The organism is Marinobacter sp. ES-1, from assembly GCF_000475255.1.
Taxonomy (GTDB): domain Bacteria; phylum Pseudomonadota; class Gammaproteobacteria; order Pseudomonadales; family Oleiphilaceae; genus Marinobacter; species Marinobacter vinifirmus.
In genome coordinates, this window is sequence record NZ_AXBV01000096.1 from 134959 (window position 1) to 155513 (window position 20555).

The 20555-nt window shown below is 60.2% G+C and carries 16 protein-coding genes; 6 read left to right on the forward strand and 10 right to left on the reverse strand.

What is annotated here, in order from left to right; genetic code table 11:
- The first annotated feature begins 1 nt into the window (after window position 1).
- Together Q668_RS15340 and Q668_RS15345 are read left to right on the forward strand one after the other, a co-directional pair.
- Window positions 2-1108, forward strand: coding sequence for a GGDEF domain-containing protein (locus tag Q668_RS15340; protein ID WP_036220232.1), 1107 nt, complete (start codon window positions 2-4; stop codon window positions 1106-1108).
- Between the two features lie 50 nt (window positions 1109-1158).
- Window positions 1159-1950: a class II glutamine amidotransferase gene (locus Q668_RS15345; RefSeq protein ID WP_022990516.1), complete on the forward strand. Its 792-nt coding sequence runs from the start codon at window positions 1159-1161 to the stop codon at window positions 1948-1950.
- Between the two features lie 185 nt (window positions 1951-2135).
- Here Q668_RS15345 and Q668_RS15350 read toward each other — a convergent pair whose 3' ends face one another.
- Window positions 2136-3029, reverse strand: coding sequence for a metal-dependent hydrolase (locus tag Q668_RS15350; RefSeq protein ID WP_022990517.1), 894 nt, complete (start codon window positions 3027-3029; stop codon window positions 2136-2138).
- Window positions 3030-3257: 228 nt separating this feature from the next.
- Between Q668_RS15350 and Q668_RS15355 the strand changes: the two genes are divergently transcribed.
- Window positions 3258-4364, forward strand: coding sequence for an AraC family transcriptional regulator (locus Q668_RS15355; protein WP_022990518.1), 1107 nt, complete (start codon window positions 3258-3260; stop codon window positions 4362-4364).
- A 417-nt stretch (window positions 4365-4781) separates the two neighbouring features.
- Window positions 4782-5189, forward strand: a complete 408-nt coding sequence (locus Q668_RS15360; RefSeq protein ID WP_022990519.1) for an NINE protein — start codon at window positions 4782-4784, stop codon at window positions 5187-5189.
- Here the strand turns inward: Q668_RS15360 and Q668_RS15365 are convergent, their stop codons facing one another.
- The 4 genes from Q668_RS15365 to Q668_RS15380 all read right to left on the reverse strand — a co-directional run bounded on the left by Q668_RS15365 (window position 5190) and on the right by Q668_RS15380 (window position 10973).
- Window positions 5190-6557: a WS/DGAT/MGAT family O-acyltransferase gene (locus Q668_RS15365; RefSeq protein ID WP_036220234.1), complete on the reverse strand. Its 1368-nt coding sequence runs from the start codon at window positions 6555-6557 to the stop codon at window positions 5190-5192. It lies immediately after the preceding gene.
- A 106-nt stretch (window positions 6558-6663) separates the two neighbouring features.
- Window positions 6664-7032: a nitrite reductase small subunit NirD gene (nirD, locus tag Q668_RS15370; RefSeq protein WP_036220235.1), complete on the reverse strand. Its 369-nt coding sequence runs from the start codon at window positions 7030-7032 to the stop codon at window positions 6664-6666.
- A 170-nt stretch (window positions 7033-7202) separates the two neighbouring features.
- Window positions 7203-9716, reverse strand: coding sequence for a nitrite reductase large subunit NirB (nirB, locus tag Q668_RS15375; RefSeq protein WP_022990522.1), 2514 nt, complete (start codon window positions 9714-9716; stop codon window positions 7203-7205).
- Between the two features lie 27 nt (window positions 9717-9743).
- On the reverse strand, window positions 9744-10973 hold the full coding sequence (locus Q668_RS15380; RefSeq protein ID WP_036220273.1) for an NAD(P)/FAD-dependent oxidoreductase: 1230 nt from the start codon (window positions 10971-10973) through the stop codon (window positions 9744-9746).
- A 346-nt stretch (window positions 10974-11319) separates the two neighbouring features.
- Between Q668_RS15380 and Q668_RS15385 the strand changes: the two genes are divergently transcribed.
- A complete protein-coding gene (locus Q668_RS15385; RefSeq protein ID WP_022990524.1) occupies window positions 11320-12618 on the forward strand; it encodes a nitrate regulatory protein in 1299 nt (432 codons plus the stop codon).
- Window positions 12619-12663: 45 nt separating this feature from the next.
- Here Q668_RS15385 and Q668_RS15390 read toward each other — a convergent pair whose 3' ends face one another.
- The 3 genes from Q668_RS15390 to Q668_RS15400 are packed head-to-tail and all read right to left on the reverse strand — an operon-like array spanning window position 12664 to window position 15887.
- On the reverse strand, window positions 12664-13524 hold the full coding sequence (locus Q668_RS15390; protein ID WP_036220236.1) for an ABC transporter ATP-binding protein: 861 nt from the start codon (window positions 13522-13524) through the stop codon (window positions 12664-12666).
- Window positions 13517-14509 carry an ABC transporter permease gene (locus Q668_RS15395; RefSeq protein WP_036220238.1) on the reverse strand — a complete coding sequence of 331 codons (993 nt, stop codon included), beginning with the start codon at window positions 14507-14509 and terminating at the stop codon, window positions 13517-13519. The genes Q668_RS15390 and Q668_RS15395 overlap by 8 nt, the downstream gene beginning before the upstream one ends.
- Window positions 14510-14522: 13 nt before the next feature.
- Window positions 14523-15887, reverse strand: a complete 1365-nt coding sequence (locus Q668_RS15400) for a CmpA/NrtA family ABC transporter substrate-binding protein (protein ID WP_036220275.1) — start codon at window positions 15885-15887, stop codon at window positions 14523-14525.
- Window positions 15888-16361: 474 nt separating this feature from the next.
- Between Q668_RS15400 and Q668_RS15405 the strand changes: the two genes are divergently transcribed.
- Complete coding sequence (locus Q668_RS15405) at window positions 16362-19037, forward strand: nitrate reductase (protein WP_022990528.1); 2676 nt, start codon at window positions 16362-16364, stop codon at window positions 19035-19037.
- A gap of 1 nt (window position 19038) precedes the next feature.
- Here the strand turns inward: Q668_RS15405 and Q668_RS15410 are convergent, their stop codons facing one another.
- Window positions 19039-19701 carry a hypothetical protein gene (locus tag Q668_RS15410; RefSeq protein ID WP_022990529.1) on the reverse strand — a complete coding sequence of 221 codons (663 nt, stop codon included), beginning with the start codon at window positions 19699-19701 and terminating at the stop codon, window positions 19039-19041.
- 175 nt (window positions 19702-19876) lie between these two features.
- On the reverse strand, window positions 19877-20395 hold the full coding sequence (locus Q668_RS15415; RefSeq protein ID WP_022990530.1) for an Hcp family type VI secretion system effector: 519 nt from the start codon (window positions 20393-20395) through the stop codon (window positions 19877-19879).
- Window positions 20396-20555: the final 160 nt, after the last annotated feature.

Consider the following 20555-nt stretch of genomic DNA (forward strand, 5'->3'; position numbering starts at 1 on the left):
CATGAAAACGCCTAAGCATCCGGACTTGGGGGCGACACTGGAACAAAGTCGCTCCGGTCTTCGGGATAATCATCGTCGCTCACTTGCCAGATTATTGTTTCTGTTTGCCGCGTCTGCACTGGCGGTGTTTGCCGTGCTTCAATGGTTTAACGGCTATGCCTGGATATTCGCCAGCGAACTCAGTGCCAGCGTCCTCCTGTTTCTGGGGGCGATGCGCCTGGACGCCACGCCGTATCTGCAGCGTTGGATCTACACCTTCCTGATTTTACTCTTTGCCTTCTTCCTCGCGATCATGTTGTTGCCTGATGCTTCGGTGGCAGCGTTTGTCTGGGTGCTGATGATGCCCGTGCTGGCTTATTTGCTGCTGGGCCGGCGCGAGGGCATGATCCTCAGCGTGCCATTCATGCTGGCAGGTGGTGTGGTTTATTACCTGTACCTCGGTGGCGTGCAATCTGCCAGCGGCATGATTGACCTTCTGAACCTCACGCTGTGCGGGATATTGATGCAGATTTTCATGCACATGTATGAATTGCGCCGGGAGGAAGCTGAACAGAAACTGGTGGAACTGGCCCGCACCGATACCCTGACCGGCCTGGCTAACCGCTCTGCCTTCCAGTCCACCCTGGCCCGCACGATCGCTGAAGGCGAGCGCAGCGGGACTGGCTTTGCCCTGGTGGTGATGGATATCGATCACTTCAAAGCGGTCAACGACACCTTCGGCCACAACGCGGGAGATATCGTCCTGCGCCACATTGGCCGGTGCCTGGCCGAGCGACTGCGCACCACCGACTACGTGGGCCGGCTTGGCGGCGAGGAATTCGGACTGATCCTGCGTGATGCGAAACCGGCGGCAGCCTATGAACTGATGGATGAGCTCCGGCAGCGCATCGCCCGTCAGCAACTGACCTGCGGTGGCGCCAATATCAGTGTGACGGCATCCTTCGGGATCGCGCAGTGGCCGGAACACGGCCGGGAAGCCGAAACGTTGTTTTCGGTGGCAGACGGCTGCCTGTACAGTAGCAAACGGGCAGGCCGAAACCGCATAGCCCCCGCTGCCCTGGCACCCCGGGCCGGGCAAACGGACACGGTGGCTGGAGGTGCCGCCTGAATCGGGTATCCTTAGGCTGACAGCACCAACAACCAAGGACCGAACCCACCATGTGCGAACTGCTGGCCATGAGCGCCAACACCCCCACCGACCTGTGCTTCAGCTTCACCGGCCTGACCCGCCGCGGCGGCGACACCGGCCCCCATAAAGACGGCTGGGGCGTGGCCTTCTATGAAGGCAAGGGCGTGCGCAGCTTCCACGACGCCGACGCCAGCGCCAACTCCCGCATCGCCGAAGTGGTCCAGACCCACCCCATCAAAAGCGAAGTCGCCATCTGCCACATCCGCCAGGCAAACGTCGGCGAAATCTGCCTGGCCAACACCCACCCGTTTATCCGTGAACTCTGGGGCAGATACTGGGTCTTCGCCCACAACGGCCAACTCACCGGCTTCCGCCCCGAACCCGGCTTCTACGAGCCGGTCGGCGACACCGACAGCGAAGCCCTGTTCTGCGACATCCTCAACCACCTGCGCAGCGACTGCAGCCGCGACACCCCGCTCGAAGACGTCGTCACCAGACTCGTGAGCCTGTCCCAGGCCTACGCCAGCGAAGGCGTCTTCAACCTGCTGCTCAGCAACGGCGACTGGCTGTTCACCCACTGCACCACCAAAATGGCCAGCATCACCCGCCGGGCTCCGTTCGGCCCGGCCCGGCTAAAAGACGCCGACGTCACCGTCGACTTCGAATCCGAAACCACCCCCAACGACATCGTCAGCGTGATCGTGACAGAACCCCTGACCACCGATGAAAAATGGGATGTCTACCAGCCCGGCGAATGGAGGCTGTGGAAGAAGGGAGAAGTCGTGATGTCAGGCCTGACAAAGCAGGCCCAGGTAGGATAACTGGCCCGGAGAACACACAACAGTTCAAGTTCAGTCGGAGACAGTTCGTCGTCAGTCAGGTCAAGCAGGAGAGTGGGTTGGAGGGGCTTTCCTGCAGGAAAAAAGATGTCTGAGCGAAGCGAGTTGTTTTTTCCGAAAGGAAAGCCCCTCCAACCCGCTCGCCAGCGTAACTCCAGCCAGAAACCTTACTGCAAGGTCCGCCGATTCCCACTCTTATACTGCGGCGCAATATACTGCTGAATCTGTGCCTTAAACCGCCCGATCAGCTCGCTATTGTCCTTGTCCCAGGGATGGAAATCCGGCTTGAAATACTCCGCCCAGGCCGGAATCAGGCTAGAGAAAGCCCCATCCTTACCCCACATGCGCCACATCCCCTTGGCTGCACCCTTCACCGAAAAATGCTTGCGATCCTTCATCACCATCCGCCCGGTAAACCAGGTAGCCACCACACCCAGCGCCGCGGTCGCGAACAACTGGTAGAAAGCCCGCTCGGCATAGGTGCCGCCCACCTGCTGGAACACATCATAGGCCACCGCCTTGTGCTCGGTTTCCTCAATGGCGTGCCACACCCACAGCGGGCGCATGGACTCGTGCATATCCTCACGCACATCGTCCCGCTCCAGCAGCATATCCGCCATCATCGCCGTGATATGCTCCAGGGCACAGGTCACCGCAAGCTGGTGCCGCTTGGGCAGCTTGCGGGCCAGGTCCAGAATGACCTTCAGATCCTTCTCCATCTCGTCCACCGGCATGCCCTGATCGCGAACGTGCTGGTTCATGGCAATATGTTCCAGGGAATGCATGGCCTCCTGGCCAATAAAACCCCGAACCTCGGCTTTCAGCTTCGGATCGTTGATCTGATCGCGGAACGCCCGCACAGAATCCACAAAAAACTGCTCGCCTTCTGGGAACAGCACCGACAGGGCATTCATGGTGTGGCTGATCAGATAATTGTTATCCAGCCAGTAGCGGGGCACCTTCTCATCGAACTCGAAGCCCATGCGCTGGGGCTTGATGGCGACGTTGTCCGGGGTATGTGAGGCGTTGGTCTGGCCGTTTGCGTGTGCCGTGGTCAGCATGTTGTTACTCCTGTGCGTATGAACGCTTTGGCTGATGTCATGGCTCCAGTGTGGGCCAGTCAACCAACAAGCTGAATGCGCAAACGGGCCGGCCATCGTTCACAATGGGCCACCGGAGCCCCGCATTGACCGGTATGACGGCAAACATGCGGCCCGCAGCCCCACTGTTGCTTTGATGGGGTTCTGGTACAGTCAGTAACCAGACATTTATCAATTCAGGAACAGACTATGGCAGCAACGGGAGCGGACACCGAGAAGCAGATGTTAGGGCTGTTTCTGGTGCCGGGCGTTTACCTGCGGGTACTGGCAGAAACCGTACGCAAGCTGGGCCATAACGACCGCTCCCTGTATCAGGGGCTGGCCTTCACCGCTGAAGACCTCAAAGCCAACGACAGCCGCGTGTTTGTCACCGACGCCATCCTCATGGCCCAGCGGGCACTGGAACTGGCCGGAAAGGATGGCCTGAGCTTCCAGCTGGCGCGGGAGCTGCGGGTAACCATCCACGGCACCCTCGGCTTCGCCGCCCTCACCAGCCCCACCTTTGAAGGCGCCCTGGATTCCGTGCGCCGCTACCTGCAACTGCGGGCGCCGTTCCTGAGCATGAAACAATCCCTCGCTGGCGATCAGGTGCTCGTGCAGCTGTGCACCGAATTTGATGCGCCCGGGTTGTACAACTTCCTGGCCGAAACCGTCAGCGCCACCCTGATTCTGCTGACCGAGCAGCTACTGGACCGCAGCGACGCCGAGGCCAAAGGCTTTGCCCTGTCCGACGGCAAGCTCCCCGGCGTCTCAGTACGCCTGAGCGCCCCGGAACCTGCTTGTTACTCAGCCTTTGCCAGCCAGCTGCCGGTGCGGTTCGACTACGGCCAGCCGGAAGAAATGCTGATCTTCCCGCGCCAGATGCTGGATGTAAGAATGCGCCTGGCCGACGCCGAAGCCTCCCAAATGGCCCGGGACCAATGCGAATTCGAGCTGCAGAAGGCCCTGAAAGAACAAGGCGATATCGTACTGGCCATCCGCAACATGCTTAGAATGACCCCGGGGCCGCTACCGTCCCTGGAAGCCATGGCCGAGCGATTCCACGTCTCATCCCGAACCCTCAAGCGCCGGCTGGCGGACCGGGACACCAGTTACCGGGAAATTGTCGAAGCCGTCCTGAAAGACCGGGCTATCCAGCTGCTACGTTATACCACCCAGTCCGTCAGCGAGATCGCCTATGAACTGGGCTATGCTGACCTGTCCAACTTCAGTAGGGCGTTTCGAAAGTGGACCGGCAAGTCTGCATCTGAATTCCGGGAAGGTGGGGTGGATCCGGCTCCGGACGTGGGGCCCTGATTTGTTGCGCCTTGTTCTTGGGAGCTTGGTCGCAGGGTGGCGCCAGAGTTTTTTCTCTGAAAAACAACTCGCTGCGCTCAGACATCTTTTTCAGAGAAAAAACTCTGGCACCACCCCACGCCCTGCTGGCCTTTTAGATGGCGTACCCGTTAATACAGGGGACAGGACTGTTTCTGAACATTATTTTCATTGTTCTTTGCCGTTTTTGGCAGTTGTCTTCCCCGCCTATGCCCCGATATTGTGACGGACGGGGGGGTTGGATTATTTCTCCCGCCAGAAAAAAGATGTCTGAGCGCAGCGAGTTCTTTTTTCCAAGGGAGAAATAATCCAACCCACCCAGTCCCGCCCCCATAACCAAAAGGCTGGGGCCCAAGCCGAACCCGAACCCAAACTTGAACCCAAACAAAAGGAACCAGGATGAACGGACAACCAGACACCCACAGCAAAGTCATAGGCTACCTGCTCTGGATCTTCGGATTCCTGGGCTCGCACCGGTTTTATTATGGTAAACCGATCACCGGCACCATCTGGTTCTTCACCTTAGGGCTGTTCTTCATCGGCTGGATCATCGACCTGTTTCTGATTCCGAGTATGGACAGGCAGGCCGACCGGCGTTTTCAGGAAGGCGAGGTCAGCTACAACATCAGCTGGATTCTGCTCACCTTCCTGGGGGTGTTCGGCGTGCATCGCATGTACATGGGCAAGTGGATTACCGGGCTGATCTATCTGCTGACCGGCGGCTTGTTCTTTATCGGTGTGCTGTACGACTTCTGGACCCTGAATACCCAGGTTTCCGAGCGTAACCACGAAGTCCGTTTCGGCTGATTACAGGCCGGCGGCGGTTTCCAGCTCGGCCAGGCCTTCTTCCAGGTGGTCGAGCATTCGCTGCATGCTGGGCAATGTCCGGCGGCAGCCGATGAGGCCGAATTCTACCTGGCCGTTGTAGCTGGTCAGGGTCATGTTCAGGGCCAGGCGGTCCATGGCGATGGAGACCGGGTACATGCCTTCGAGCCTGGCGCCGTTCCAGTACCGGGGTTCTGAAGGGCCGGGTACGTTGGAGATTACCACGTTGAAGGTCTGCCAGTTTGGCGCCATGCCGGTGAGCAGGTGGAAGGCCGCCGGGGCCAGGGTCAGGGCGGTGTAGTTGACGATTTCTTCAGACGACATGTGCCGGTAGCGGTCCTTGGCTTCCTGCATGCTCTGATGGATTTTCATCAGGCGCTGGCCGGGGTCGTTTTCATCGGTGTGCAGGTTGGCCAGGATCACACCGACCTGGTTGCCTTCGGAACTGTCGTCCCGGCGCAGGGAAACCGGCACGAAGGCGATCAGCGGTTTTGCGGGCAGGGCATCCTGGTTCATCAGATAGGTGCGCAGGGCTGAGGCACACATGGCGGTGACCACGTCGTTCACCGTGGTGCCATAGGCTTCACACACCGCCTTGATGCGTTTCAGGCAGTAAGACTGGGCGGCGAAGCGGCGGGAACCGGTAATTTTCTGGTTCAGAACGCTGCGCGGGGCGTGGAAGATGGAGTGGTAGGCCGGGTCTTTGCGGGCCTGGTTGATGGTTTTCAGCAGCTCCTTCGCTACCGTGGGAATGGTGCCCAGCTGTTTGCCGGAGCTGCTCAGCAGGTGGGCAACGCTGCGCCAGAGTGACAGGCTGCCATCATCGCCACCGGAACGCGCCCTTGGTGTCATATCCCAGATCGGCGGCATGCCGGTTTCGTGCGGGTTTTCGCTCAGCATCCGGGTGGCCAGGCGCATCGCGGAAACCCCATCGATCAGCGAGTGATGCACCTTGGTGTACAGGGCAAACTGGCGGTCTTTCAGCCCTTCAATCAGGTGCACCTCCCACATCGGTCGCTCCCGGTCCATCAGGTGCGAGTGCTCGGCCGACACAAACGACAACAGCTCCCGGATGCGACCCGGCGTTGGCAGCGCTTCAAAGCGGAAGTGGTGCTCCAGGTCGAGCTGATCGTCTTCCACCCACACCGGCTGGCCCAGCCGGTAGCTCAGCCGGCGGTTGAACGGCGCGGTTACCTGATGCTGCTGCCGCAACTGCTCCGCCAGCCGGGCAACGTAATCGTCCGGGGCGTTTTCGGGAAAGGAAAACAGCTGAAGCCCACCCACGTGCATGGGTTGCTGGCGCTTTTCCAGCCAGAGGAACAATTGGTCGGTGGGGCTGAGAGGTGTCACGGTGCATCTCGTGTTGTTGAGGATAGAGATGATACTACCGCAACTTGCCCGACACCGGATTGACCCAAACAAACCCGGCTGACGCCCGTTCAGCGACCCCAGGGGCTCAGGCGGCCACCGACGCCGCCTGAGCCACCGGCACCTCCAGCCGAATCCGATTGCCGTCCAGCAGCGCCGGATACGTTTTCACCTGCACACTGTCATCCTCCAGACACTGTCCGGTACGCAAACTGAAATGCTGTTTATACAACGGCGACGCCACCACCGGCTCCCCGTTGATATCCCCGGTAATCCCCCGGGCCAGCACGTTCGAGCCACTGAACGGATCGGTATGGCTGATGGCAAACAGCGCCGGCAGCCGGTGTGGCAGATAAAACACCGCCACCGGCCCGTCCTCCGTCCAAACCGCAATGCCGGAGTCAGCCACCAGATCGTCCACCGTACAAACCGCTTCCCAACAAGTCCGAGCTTTCATAGCAAAGTCTCCAAAATCCAAATGTATGTCAGTTTCCTATCCCACTTATGTTTGCGAGCGCGGGGGTCGGGGTAATTTTCTGGCAGGAAAAAAGATGTCTGAGCAAAGCGAGTTATTTTTTCCAGAAGAAAATTACCCCGGCCCCCGTGCTCCGCCCCCAAGCCAGAAGGCTACGAAGAAGCCACCTCCAAAACAGGCCGCCGCTGCCCCCGCTCCGAAGTCCAACGCTGCACCGGATCTTTCTGCTCCGGCGCATTCACAAACTCCCGGAACCGCTTACGCTTCTCCGGATCCTCCACCGCGGTCTTCCACTCACACTGATAGGTATCCACCAGATCCGCCATGTGCTGCTCAAGCTCCTCGCCGATACCCAGGCTGTCCTCCAGCACCACCTGCTTCAGATACTCCAGACCGCCCTCCAGATTCTCCATCCAGACCGACGTCCGCTGCAGCCGGTCCGCCGTGCGCACATAGAACATCACCACCCGATCAATCGTGCGAATCAGCTCCTCATCTGACAGATCCGTGGCAAACAGATCCGCATGCCGCGGCCGCATGCCGCCGTTGCCGCACACGTACAGGTTCCAGCCCTTCTCCGTGGCAATCACCCCAAAGTCCTTGCTCTGGGCCTCGGCACACTCCCGGGTACAGCCAGACACCGCCATCTTCACCTTGTGGGGCGCCCGCAGCCCCTTGTAGCGATTCTCCAGGGTGATCGCCATGCCCACACTGTCCTGCACGCCGTAGCGGCACCAGGTGCTACCCACACAGGACTTCACCGTGCGCAGGGACTTGCCGTAGGCGTGGCCGGTTTCGAAACCGGCGGCGATCAGCTTTTCCCAGATCTCCGGCAGCTCAGTCAGGGTGGCGCCGAACAGATCCACCCGCTGGCCGCCGGTGATCTTCGTGTACAGGTTGTATTCCCTGGCCACCTCGCCCAGAACGATCAGCTTGTCCGGGGTGATCTCGCCGCCGGGAATTCGCGGCACAATCGAGTAAGTGCCGTTCTTCTGCATATTGGCCATGAAGGTGTCGTTGGTGTCCTGCAGCGGCACGTGGTCCGTGGCCAGGATGTGCTCGTTCCAGCAGGTAGCCAGAATCGAGCCCACCGTGGGTTTGCAGATATCGCAGCCCTGGCCCTTGCCGTATTGCTTGAGCAGGCCCCGGAAGGTGCGGATGCCGTTTACCTTGACCAGATGGAACAGCTCCTGGCGGGTGTAGGGGAAGTGCTCGCACAGATCGGTGCACACCTCCACGCCGCGTTTTTCCAGCTCGCTGTCCACCACCTTTTTGAGCAGCGCCGCGCAGCCACCGCAGCCGGTACTGGCTTTGGTTTCCGCTTTTACACTGCCCAGATCGGCGCAACCTGCGTCAATAGCGCCGCAGATATCGCCCTTGGTGACGTTGTGGCAGGAACAGATAGAGGCCGTGTCCGGTAGAGCGTCCGCTCCCAGCGCAGGGGCACCGCCTTCGCTCTCCGGCAGAATCAGGGCTTCCGGATTGGCCGGCAGCTCGATGCCATTGAGGGCGTATTGCAGCAGGGTGTCATAGGGGCCGTTATCGCCCACCAGAATGGCGCCCAGCAGGGTCTTGCCGTCCTGGCTCACCACCATGCGCCGGTAGTGGCCGGCCTGCTCATCGTGAAAGCGAATGTTACGGGCGCCGGGGGTCTTGGCATGGGCGTCGCCGATGGAGCCCACATCCACCCCCAGCAGCTTGAGTTTGGTGCTCATGTCGGCGCCGGTGAAGGCCGCACTGGCGTCGTTGTTCAGCGCCGCCGATAGCGTGCGGGCCATGGTGTAGCCCGGCGCCACCAGGCCGAAGACAAAGTTGTTCCAGAGCGCGCATTCGCCGATGGCGTGGATGTGCGGGTCGGACGTGGTGCACTGGTTGTTGATCACAATCCCGCCGCGTTCGCCCACTTCCAGGCCGCAGGCCCGGGCCAGGGTATCCTGGGGGCGGATGCCGGCGGAGAACACAATCAGGTCGGTCTCCAGATGGCTCTCATCCGAGAAATTCATCCGTAGCCGCGCACCGCTTCCCGGCACGATGGCGGTGGTGGCTTTCTCGGTGTGCACCTGTACGCCGAGGTCCTCGATCTTCTGACGCAACAGGGCGCCACCCTGATCGTCCAGCTGCACCGGCATCAGGCGCGGGGCGAATTCCACCACATGGGCCTGCAGGCCGAGGCTTTTCAGGGCATTCGCCGCTTCCAGCCCCAGCAGACCGCCGCCCACCACCACGCCGGTTTTTGCAGACTGGGCGCTGGCCTGAATGGCGTCCAGGTCGTCCAGGGTGCGGTACACGAAGCATCCGTCCCGGTCGTTGCCTTCAATCGGCGGTACAAACGGATAGGAGCCGGTGGCCAGTACCAGTTCGTCATAGGGATAGACGCCCTTGGCGGTGGTTATCACCCGGGCGTCCCGGTCGATGGCGGTAACCGGCTCATTCAGGCGAAGGTCAATGCCCTGTTCCCTGTACCAGTCTGCCGTGCCCATGGCCAGGTCGGCATGGGTGGAGCCACTGAAGTACTCCGACAGGTGCACCCGGTCGTAGGCCAGTTGCTTCTCTTCCCCGAACACCAGAATGTTAAAACTCCCGGCAGCCGGCGACTGGGTGAATTGCTCCAGGAAGTGATGGCCAACCATGCCGTTGCCGATCACGATCAGGGTTTGTTTGCTCATGGTGTTGTCCTCTCTCATGGCAACGGCTCAGGCCGCTGCGTCGCAATAGGGTTTGCCGAAGGCGATGGTGTCCCGATAGCGGGAAATGTTGGCGCCGGAGCGAATCAGTTGGCTGTACCAGAGGCTGTTGGTGGTGTCGCCCAGCAGGATGGCCCCGGTCAGCCGGTTGCCATCCACCAGCAGTTGGCCGTATACGGCCCGTGTCCGGTCCTGCCACTCAATGAGTTCGGTGTGTTCACCCGGGGCTATCCGGCCACAGGAAAAAATCGGCAGATCACTGATCTTCAGGCGGGTGGCCACCTCTCCGGGCTCGAATGTCCCGGCGCCCGGCGCCTGGCAAAGATGCTGTGCGAGGATGCGCGCCTGCTCGTAACCCGGCTCGACCAGGCCAAAGGTGTGGCCATGAAACTGGCAGCACTCACCCAGTGCGTAGACATGCGGGCTGGACGTCATCAGGTGCGGATCGACCCGAACACCCCGGTCACAGGTGAGGCCGGCGTCAGCGGCCAATCCCTTGTTAGGTGTAATACCGGTGGCAATAACCACCAGGTCAGTGGCCAGAACCGTTCCGTCGCCCAGTTCCACGGCGCGGACCTGATGCCTGCCGAGCAGGGAGACGGGAGAGGTGCCGGTTCGGATATTCAGCCCCCGTTGCTGTAATCTACGCCGCAGAATATCGCCGGCGATGGGGTTCAGCTGGCGGTTGAGCAGGTGGCCGCTGCGGTGCAGAACCGTAACCTTCATGCCCCGGGCCCGCAGCCCTTCGGCCGCCTCCAGTCCCAGAAACCCTCCGCCGATTACCACGGCCCGCCGGTGTGCCTGAGCCTGCCGGATCAGCGTGCGGGTGTCGGCCAGATCCCGGAAGTTCATTACGCCGTCAAGGTCTTCACCTGGGAGGCCAGGGCGGGAGGGGCGCGCTCCGGTGGCCAGCACCAGCGTGTGGTAGGGCTGAATGCGGCCACAGGCGGTTGTTACCTGGCGCTGGCCCGGATCGATATGGGTGACAGGCTCGTGCTGGTGCACCTCAATGCTGTGTTTCCGGAACCACTGCCAGGGTTTCAGTTCCAGATCGGTTTCCTGAATCTGATCAGCCAGTAATGACGACAACTGGATCCGGTTGTAGGCAGCGAAGGGCTCACCGTTAAACACCACAATCCGGCTGAACGGATGCCCCTGGGCTACCAGTTGCTCCAGCAGCCGCTGCGCGACCATGCCGTGGCCGCAGATCACCAGCGGGTTGTCCTGTGTGTGTTCCATGGAATTGAACTCCTCCAGCAACGAAAAAAGCCGGAGCATCATGCTCTCCGAAGAGAACAGATGGTCCGGCACCAATGCCAACAACAATGATCTGATGGTCCGGCCTGATTCCATGGCCGGGACAGTCGTCCTTGATTAAGGATTAGCGATCTTCGTGCCAACTTTCCATGCCATTGTTATTCAATGAGTTACAGTAAATCGATGGAGGAGACGGGCTGGTTAGAGTGAAAAGGGTGCCCCGGGATGGGGCGAGGTGCACGATGATTGGGCCGGAAGGGGTGGCCTGTAAATTGCTGCATACCGGGCAGACAGGAACAAATTGTGTAATGACACCAGGAGCTGCACCATGAACAACAAACGCCATGCCCATGTGACCGCGCCAGCGACGGCTGCGGAATTCCTGATGGCCTCCCGGCAGTGTGAGATCCGTAACCTGGAATACTTTCTGCAGATGGGGCGGTTGGTGCAGAGCGTTGGCAACCTGGTCCATGGCCTGCAAAGGGAGCGTGGTGCCACCAACCTTTATCTGGGGTCCGGTTGCCAGCGCTTTGCCCGGGAACGGACCTTCATGGCCGGCGAGAACGACCAACTGGCCGCCACCTTCCGGCAGGCACTGGCAGACATTCAGGAGGATCTCACCACCCATCCGGTCAGCAGCCCTCTGCTCGGGCACATCGCCAGCGCCCTGCACAGCCTCGATCAACTGCCGGGGTTACGGCAGAGAGTGAATGAACAGGTGGCCAGTGTCTCGGAGGCCACGGAGTGGTTTTGCGACAGTATTCATCAACTGATTACCGTGGTTTTCGAGGCGGCTGAAACCGTGGCCGAGCCTTCTATCGCCGGCCTGCTGGTAGCCATGGTGCATGTGATGAATGGCAAGGAATACTGCGGTCAGGAGAGGGCCGCAGGCTCGGCGGGATTCTCCAGCGGGCACTTCGATAACGCACTGTCCCGGCGCATGATGCACCTGGTTGAAGCACAGGAACGGTGCTTTGAGGTGTTTATCGGCTTTGCTAACGAAGACAGCCTGTCGCTCTGGCAAGCCCTGCGCGCTCACCCGCGGGAACTGGAAATCGAGCGGATGCGACAGACGGCCGTCTCGGTCGGGCGTTACAAGTCCCTGGATAACGAGATGGCCGACCGCTGGTTTAACCTGATGACCGACCGTATGGACGATTTGAAGAAGATTGAGGATTCGGTGGAGAGCGCCTTTCACCATCGCTGCGTTCAACGCTACACCGAAGCCCGCCACTCCCTGGCTCACCAGGAAACCCTGCTGGCCTCGCTGGAACAACGGCATGCCTCACCAACGCCTGTGCTGGTGGTCTGCGATAACGGTGTAGATGCCGGAACCGCCGACGCATGGGCCGGGGAAGGTGTCGGGCAGCAGGCAGGCCGATCCATCTTTGACCTGGTTCAGGAACAGACCCGCCGCCTGCGTCAGATGTCCGAAGAATTGCAGAGTGCCAAAGATGCCCTGGAAGACCGCCGTACCCAGGAAAAGGCCGTCTTGCTGTTGATGGAACACCGCAACATCAGCAACGATGAAGCGCACCGCCTGCTGCGTAAGCTGGCCATGGACCAGGGTAAACGGCTGCCGGACGTCGCCCGGGCACTGGTCTCCATGGCGGGGGTATTAAGCTGAAATCGGGATAAGGCAGGTGCGGGCAAAGCCCGCCCCTGCACACACTCAAGCGGTGGCTGAATGTTTACTGGCCGGCGTTTCGGGTTTTGTACTGCTGCCGCGCCGACTGTTCAGAGACTCCAGCTTGCGTTGTTTCTCGTACAGGAACGACAACACCTCCTGCCGGTAATGCACATACCTGGTATCATCCGCCAACGCCACGCGATTGCGTGGCCGAGGCAAATCAATGTGCAGATCCTCCCCCACCGTGGCTGCAGGGCCGTTGGTCATCATGATAATGCGGTCGGACAACAGCACCGCCTCGTCCACATCGTGGGTAATCATGATCACGGTATTGTTCAGCTCCTGCTGAATTTCCATCAGCGAATCCTGCAAATGCGCCCGGGTTAACGCATCCAGCGCCCCGAACGGCTCATCCATCAGCAACACACTGGGTTTCATGGCCAAGGCCCGGGCGATGCCCACCCGCTGCGCCATCCCCCCGGAAATTTCACCCGGCCGCTTGTTGGCGGCGTGGGCCATATTCACCAGCTCCAGGTTGTGGGTAATCCAGTCCTTGCGCTCCTGCCGGGTCATCGACTTGCGAAACACCTGCCGCACCGCCAGTTCCACGTTTTCATACACCGTTAACCAGGGCATCAGGGCATGATTCTGAAACACCACCGCCCGCTCGGGGCCGGGCGAATTTACCTCATGCCCGTCCAGTACACAGCCACCCCTGGAGGCCTGCAGTAACCCGGCAACAATGTTAAGCACCGTTGATTTTCCGCAGCCGGAATGGCCGATCAGTGAAACAAACTCCCCTTTCTGGATCTTCAAGTTCACATTGTCCAGGGCAACGAAGGGTCCTTTCGGCGTATCAAACGCCATCTCGACTCCGGTTAGTTCCAGATGTGTCTTATTCATTCCATGCCACCTTTTTCTGAATTAACAGCATTACCCGATCCAGCAAAAACCCGATAAACCCGATGGCCAGCACCGCCACCATAATCCGACTCAAAGACTGGCTACTGCCATTCTGGAACTCATCCCAGACGAACTTACCCAGCCCCGGGCTCTGCGCCAGCATCTCAGCGGCGATCAGCACCATCCAGGCAATACCCAGCGACACCCGCAAGCCGGTAAAGATCATCGGCACCGACGAAGGCAAAACCACCTTGCGCACGTGGGTCCAGAATGACAGCCGCAGTACCCGGGAGACGTTCAGCAGATCGGGACTCACTGCGGCTACCCCAACACTGGTATTAATCAGCGTCGGCCACAGACTGCACAGGGTGACTGTAATCATCGAGGTCAGGAACGACTTCTCGAACATCGGATCGTCACTGACATAGGTGGCGGACACCACCATGGTCACCAGCGGCAGCCAGGCCAGCGGAGAGACCGGTTTGAAGATCTGTATCAGGGGATTCACCGCAGCCTGGAAGTACCGGTTCAGGCCAAAGACAATGCCCAACGGCACTGCAATCAATGACGCCAGGGCGAAACCGGCCAGTACGGTCAGCAGGCTGGTGACCACCTGGTCGAGAAAGGTGGGCGCGCCCGGGTAATCCCGGATGCGGACGTCTGCCTGCGGATTGTCGGCCAGAATGCGGGCATTACGCTCCTCCTGCATGGTGATGAACTTATCGGCCCGCTCCCGCTGGCTGGCGTGCTCCTGCCACAGTTGTCCGGATTGCTCCCACACCTGCACCGGGCCGGGGAAAGCCCCCAGGGAGGTTTCCACCTGCGGTGCGGCCAGGTGCCAGAAGCCGAGGAAGAGCAGAATACCAACCAGCGGCAACAGCAGCTCTTTGCCCCGCGTGAGCCATTCGCGCGGATGCATACCGGAAAGCAGCTGGCGGCTGCCACTGGCCATGGACTGACCGATTCTTGCACTTAACGTAGTCATTTTTAGCCCTCCCTCACGGTGTCTCTGACCCTTTCAGGCCGATACTGAAACGATCGATGTAGGCGTTGGGTTGGCGCGGAGTGAACGGTACACCGTCAATCAGCTCACCCTGCACTGGACGTTCAAAGTTCTCCTGGGCAAAGTCCGGGAAGTCACTGGCGGTCATCAGGCCGTCCTCGATCAGTGACTGGGCGGCTTCGGCGTAAAGATCGCCCCGATACACCCGGGCTGCGGTCTTCATGTACCAGTCGTCGGATTTCGCCTCGGGAATCTGTCCCCAGCGACGCATCTGGCTCAGGTACCAGATCGCATCAGACGGATAGGGGTAGGTGGCGTGGTAGCGGAAGAAGACGTTGAAATCCGGTACTTCCCGGACATCGCCCTTTTCATACTCGAAGGTGCCGGTCATGGAGTTGGCAATGACTTCCCTGTCGGCCCCCACGTAGCTGGGACGCGCCAGAATGTCCACGGCGGCTTCCCGGTTGGCGTTCTGGTTTTCGTCCAGCCAGTAAGCGGCGCGGATCAGCGCCCGCAGTAAACGCAGGTGGGTGTTGGGGTATTGCTCCGCCCAGGATTCGGTCACCCCGAATACCTTTTCCGGGTTGTTGGGCCAGATTTCGTAGTCGGTAATCACCGGCACACCGATGCCCTTGAACACCGCCTGCTGGTTCCAGGGTTCACCCACGCAGTAGCCCTGGATGGTGCCCGCTTCCATGGTGGCCGGCATTTGCGGCGGTGGCGTTACGGAAAGGTGCACGTCGGCCTCGAGGGTGCCGCTGGTGTCACCGCGCTGGGGCGCGTAGAAGCCGGGATTCAGGCCACCGGCGGCCAGCCAGTAACGCAGTTCGTAATTGTGGGTGGACACCGGAAACACCATGCCCATGCGGAAGCGCTCGCCATTGGCACGGGTCTGCTCCACCACGGGCTTAAGGGCGCTGGCTGAAATCGGGTGGGCCAGACGCTCGCCTTCCATCTCCAGGTTCGGTTTCATCGCTTCCCAGACATCGTTGGACACGGTAATGCCGTTGCCGTTGAGGTCCATGCTGAAGGCGGTGATGATGTCGGCTTGGGTGCCATAGCCTATGGAGGCGCCCAGCGGCTGGCCGGCCAGCATATGCGCACCGTCCAGTTCGCCGGTGATCACCCGGTCCAGCAACACCTTCCAGTTCGCCTGGGCTTCGAGCTCCACGAACAGGCCCTCGTCCATGAAGTAGCCCTGTTCCCAGGCAACCGCCAGCGGGGCCATATCCGTGAGCTTGATGAAGCCAAGCTTCAGGTCGGGTTTCTCCGCCGGGCCAATCTCGGCCTGGGCCAGGGAACTCAGACCGATCAGGGTGGCGGTCAGTAAAGGTCGAACATAATGGTTCACTGTCTTCATCGGGATGCCTCTCGGTTCTTTCATTCCAGACGCGCAAAAAAAAGCGCCTGCCTCCGTTGCCGGAGAGCAGGCGCCGATGCCTGTAAATGAGAGCTGTGATGTCGTGATGGTTCACTAATTACTCAGCACAAGCCGTGCCATTTGGAACTATTCATGTATTTCAGTAGGTTGCGGGATCTCTGGTCGTTCAGGCAGGGGCGCCCGGTTCTGTGCCGGGGTGGTTTTGGTGCAGAAAATGGACAATTGCACCAAGGTGAACACCAATCGAGAGGCTTTCCACGGGATCTTTTTAACGGTGCAGCCTGGCTTCAACCTGCGCACCATGCGGCATTCAAGGCCCTTACAGGCATCAAAGCGTGCACTGGCCTCCTAATTGCTTTCTTTAAAGACAGACAACTCAGGCAACGAAGCCCGCCCCCGGCTCTGGAAACAGAACCCGGGAGGCGGGTTTTTTGGTTAAAAGCGAGGAACAGCATGAAACACCACGACACTCCAACGGACTCTATTGCCACCACCTGCCCCTACTGTGGTGTTGGCTGCGGTGTGCTGGCCACCTCCGGCGATGTCGGGGGCGATCGCCTGCATCCGGCTAATGGCGGCCGGCTTTGCGTCAAGGGCTCTGCCTTGCACGAGACGCTGGAGGATCCGAACCGGTTGTTGGAGCCAAAGGTCGGGGGGCGTGAGGTGACGTGGGCTGAGGCCATTGACCGGATAGCCGGGGCCATTTCTGAATCGGTGCGGGAGCATGGTCCGGAGTCGGTGGCTTTCTATCTCTCCGGGCAGTTGCTCACGGAGGATTATTACGTTGCCAACAAGCTGGCCAAGGGCTTTATCGGCACTCCGCATGTGGATACCAATTCCAGACTGTGCATGTCCTCGGCCGTTGCGGCCCACAAGCGTGCCTTTGGCGAGGACTGTGTCCCGGGCTGCTACGAGGATCTTGAGCTGGCGGACTTGCTGGTGCTTGCGGGCAGCAACGCCGCCTGGGCCCACCCGGTGCTGTACCAGCGGATGAGTGCGGCAGGTCGTCAGGGACGGAGAGTGGTGGTCATCGATCCCAGAAAGACAGCAACGACCGACCTGGCGGACCTGCACCTTCAGCTTCGCCCCGGAACAGACACCCTGTTGTTCAACGGCTTGCTGGTCTGGCTGCAGGATCATGAAGCGCTGGCGGATGACTATATTGCAAAGCACTGTAACGGTTTCGAGGAAACCCTGGCGATCGCCCGGTCCTGTGCCCCTTCTGTGCAAGCGGTGGCCAGCGGCTGCGATCTGGCAGCAGAAGATGTACGGTGCTTCTATGAGTGGTTTGCAGACACCGGGCGCACTGTGACCGCTTTTTCCCAGGGTATTAATCAGTCGGTCGCCGGTACCGACAAAGCCAATGCCATCATTAACTGCCATCTGGCTACCGGGCGGGTGGGCCTACCGGGTGCGAGCCCGTTTTCGTTAACCGGGCAGCCCAATGCCATGGGTGGTCGTGAGGTCGGCGGGCTCGCCAATACCCTGGCAGCCCATATGGATTATGACACCCCGGGCGCCATGCTCCGGGTCTCGGATTTCTGGCACAGCGAGCAGATGGCCAAGGGGCCTGGCCATAAAGCCGTGGAGTTGTTCGAGGCGGTTCACCGGGGTGAGATCCGTGTGCTCTGGGTAATGGGAACCAACCCCGCAGTCAGCCTGCCGGACACTGACCGGATTCACCAGGCACTGTCCCGTTGCCAGACGTTGATCGTTTCGGACTGTGTGGCTCAGACCGATACCACGCAGTTTGCCGATATCCTCTTGCCGGCTGCCGGCTGGGGCGAGAAAGATGGAACGGTGACTAATTCGGAGCGTCGCATTTCGCGCCAACGGCGGTTTCTATCCCTGCCGGAGAAGGTCCGGCCGGATTGGCAGATTATGCGGGATGTTGCCTGGGCCCTTGGCCATGCCCAAGCCTTCGACTACCGTTCCCCGGCCGATATTTTTCGTGAACATGCTGCGTTGTCCGGTTATGGAAACGGGGGCGAGCGTGTGTTCAATATTTCGGCGTTGTCTCAGCTCAGTGACAAGGAGTACGACGAACTGGCGCCGGTGCAGTGGCCGGTTACGGATGGTAATCCAGGAGCCTGGATGCAAACCCGCCGGCTGTTTTCGCACGGCAGGTTCCCTACGCCGGATGGCCGGGCCCGGTTGGTGCCTGTGTCCAGTTTGCCGCCCGGGCAGCAACCGAGCCCCCGGTATCCACTGGTGGTGAATACCGGGCGAATCCGGGACCAATGGCACACCATGACCCGAACGGCCGTGGCCCCCAGACTGCTTGCCCATCGCAGCGAGCCCTTTATTGAGCTGCACCCGGCGGATCTTGCCAACTTTGGCCTGACGGAAGGCGCGCTGGCGTTGCTGCGTGGGCAGGGCGGTGCCGGTTACGTTGGTCGGGTGCGGGCCAGCACCGGGCAGCGTACCGGTGAAGTGTTTGTGCCCATTCACTGGAATGGCCGGTTTGCCTCTGCTGCCCTGGCCTCCAGCCTGATCCGGCCGGTTGTGGACCCCATCTCCGGCCAGCCAGAAGGCAAGCACGGGGTGGCGACAATCCGGCCCCTGGTGACTTGCTGGCAGGCGAGGCTGATGTTGAATGACGCCAGCGATGTTTCATTGGACACCACTGCCCTTGTCTACTGGAGCCGCCAGCGCTTGCCCCACAGTCACAGCTGGTGGTTCGCCGGTGGCCATGACATGAACTGGGATGACTGGGGGCAAGGGTGTTTTTCCCGGGAACCGGAAATGGTGATGGAGGACCGCGCCAGGCAGCGTTACCGAGCCGCCTGGCTCAGCGGCGATCGACTGGATGCCGTGTTACTGGTTGAACCCTGTGCTCAGACCATGCCGGATCTGGACTGGCTGGACAGTTGCTTCGGCAGCGGTGAGCTGGGGCCGGAACAACGCCGGTCGTTACTGGCAGCAGGGACGGTGGAAGGCGAGGCGGCGGGGCCGATTATCTGCAGCTGTTTTGGCGTGGGTGAGCACCAGATTGCCCAAGCCATTGAGCAGGGCATGGCCAGCCCGGAGGCACTGGGCGAGCACCTGAAGTGTGGTACCAACTGTGGCTCCTGCCTTCCGGAGATACAGGACCTGCTTGCTCGCACTGGGGCCCGGGAACCCGCCTGAGTCAGGCCGCAGCAGCCCGCCGAAGCAGCGACAGCGGCACCCGGTAACGAAGGATCCGGGCATGCTGGCTGACAGTCACGGTGCAAGTCTTGCGGTTAACGCGCACCACCTGGCCTTGAATTTCGCGTCTGCCGTCGCCGAATACCACTGAATCCCCCACCTGCCAGTGCCGATGCTCCGCAGTGGGACTCGGAAATTCAAAGGGCGCGGTGGATAGCTCGATCCCGCAGCCGCTGGCCTGTTCCGCAAGGTATAGCCGGGTGGCGTTTGCGGCACCGCTGTGGTGCAACTCATCCAGCGCTTCATAGAAATGCCGGTTATGCACCGAGCCGTAATGCCGCTGCCCGGCGCTGTGCTGCAACAAATGGGCAAACTCATGGCAGCAGGTGTGCGCCAGCAGGTTCAGCACACTCACTTCCCCCTCAAAATAGCCGCGGCTCCGGATTTCCCGGGTGGATAACCAGCCCTGGGCGGTTTCCGGTTGATGCTTGGCGGCAATCATCCGGGCCCCGTAGGTGATCAGATGTTGCTTCTTGCGGGGATCATAACGGTGGTAAGTGGCTTGCCCGGAGCCTACGCGCAGCACCAGTCCTGCACACTGGTTCTGTTTTCGAACCCAGCTTGCAGCCGGCGCCCACAGAATGTCCCGGGTGGCCTGGCACATGAGGCTGCCTATTTTTCGCGTGTGCTGAGAGTGTAAGGGTGTCAGAGAAGTCATCGATCCGGTTTAGCCCATGCTGTGGGGTAATGTGCAAACCGTATTCTCAGGTAATTTGCCGCTGAAAACAAAAACGGCCGGCCCGAAGGCCAGCCGTTTTCCGAGGATCGAACCTGAAAAATCAGGCTTCGATTGGCGAGCGCCAGTCGTCTGCACCGGAAGTACCGGCAACGGCATGCTCCCAGGTTACCTTGCGGTAGGACAGGGAAACGGTTACCAGCTGGGTGAAGTCAGCGTTGGCGGCGTCCTGGCAGTGGGGCATGTTGCAGTCGATGTCGATGATGGTGGCATCTTCCAGGATGGTGGAGAAGAAGTGCTCCTGCTTGCCTTCTACGGAAGTGCGGTACCACTTGAGCTCTACTTTCGGCAGCATTTCGCCGGAAGCTAGGGCGTTGTACATCAGCGGGGTGGCTTTGTTCAGGGCGGAAGTGAACTTGAACGGCTTGTGCACGCGCTGGCCGGAAGGCTGACCGGATTGGGGGTCAGTCGGAACGGTGACAACGTGGCTGAATTCCTGAACCAGCACTTCGTCTTCGTGACCTTCAACGTAGATGTTGCCTACGGAATCGGAAGTGAATGCGCCAGCGGTGATGTTGCCCTGAGTTTTACCTTCGATGCTGATATAACAAGGAGTTGGCATAGTCTGCTCCATGACGTTTTAGTGAATGTATGTCCCCGGGGTGTTCCCTGGACGGGGTGTTATAAACAAGCACTGTGCCAGTTTTAGAAATCTCAATTAAAACATGGAGATAGGTTTCTGCTAGGCCAGATCGAGGGAGCGTCGTGGCAAGGTGTTGCCT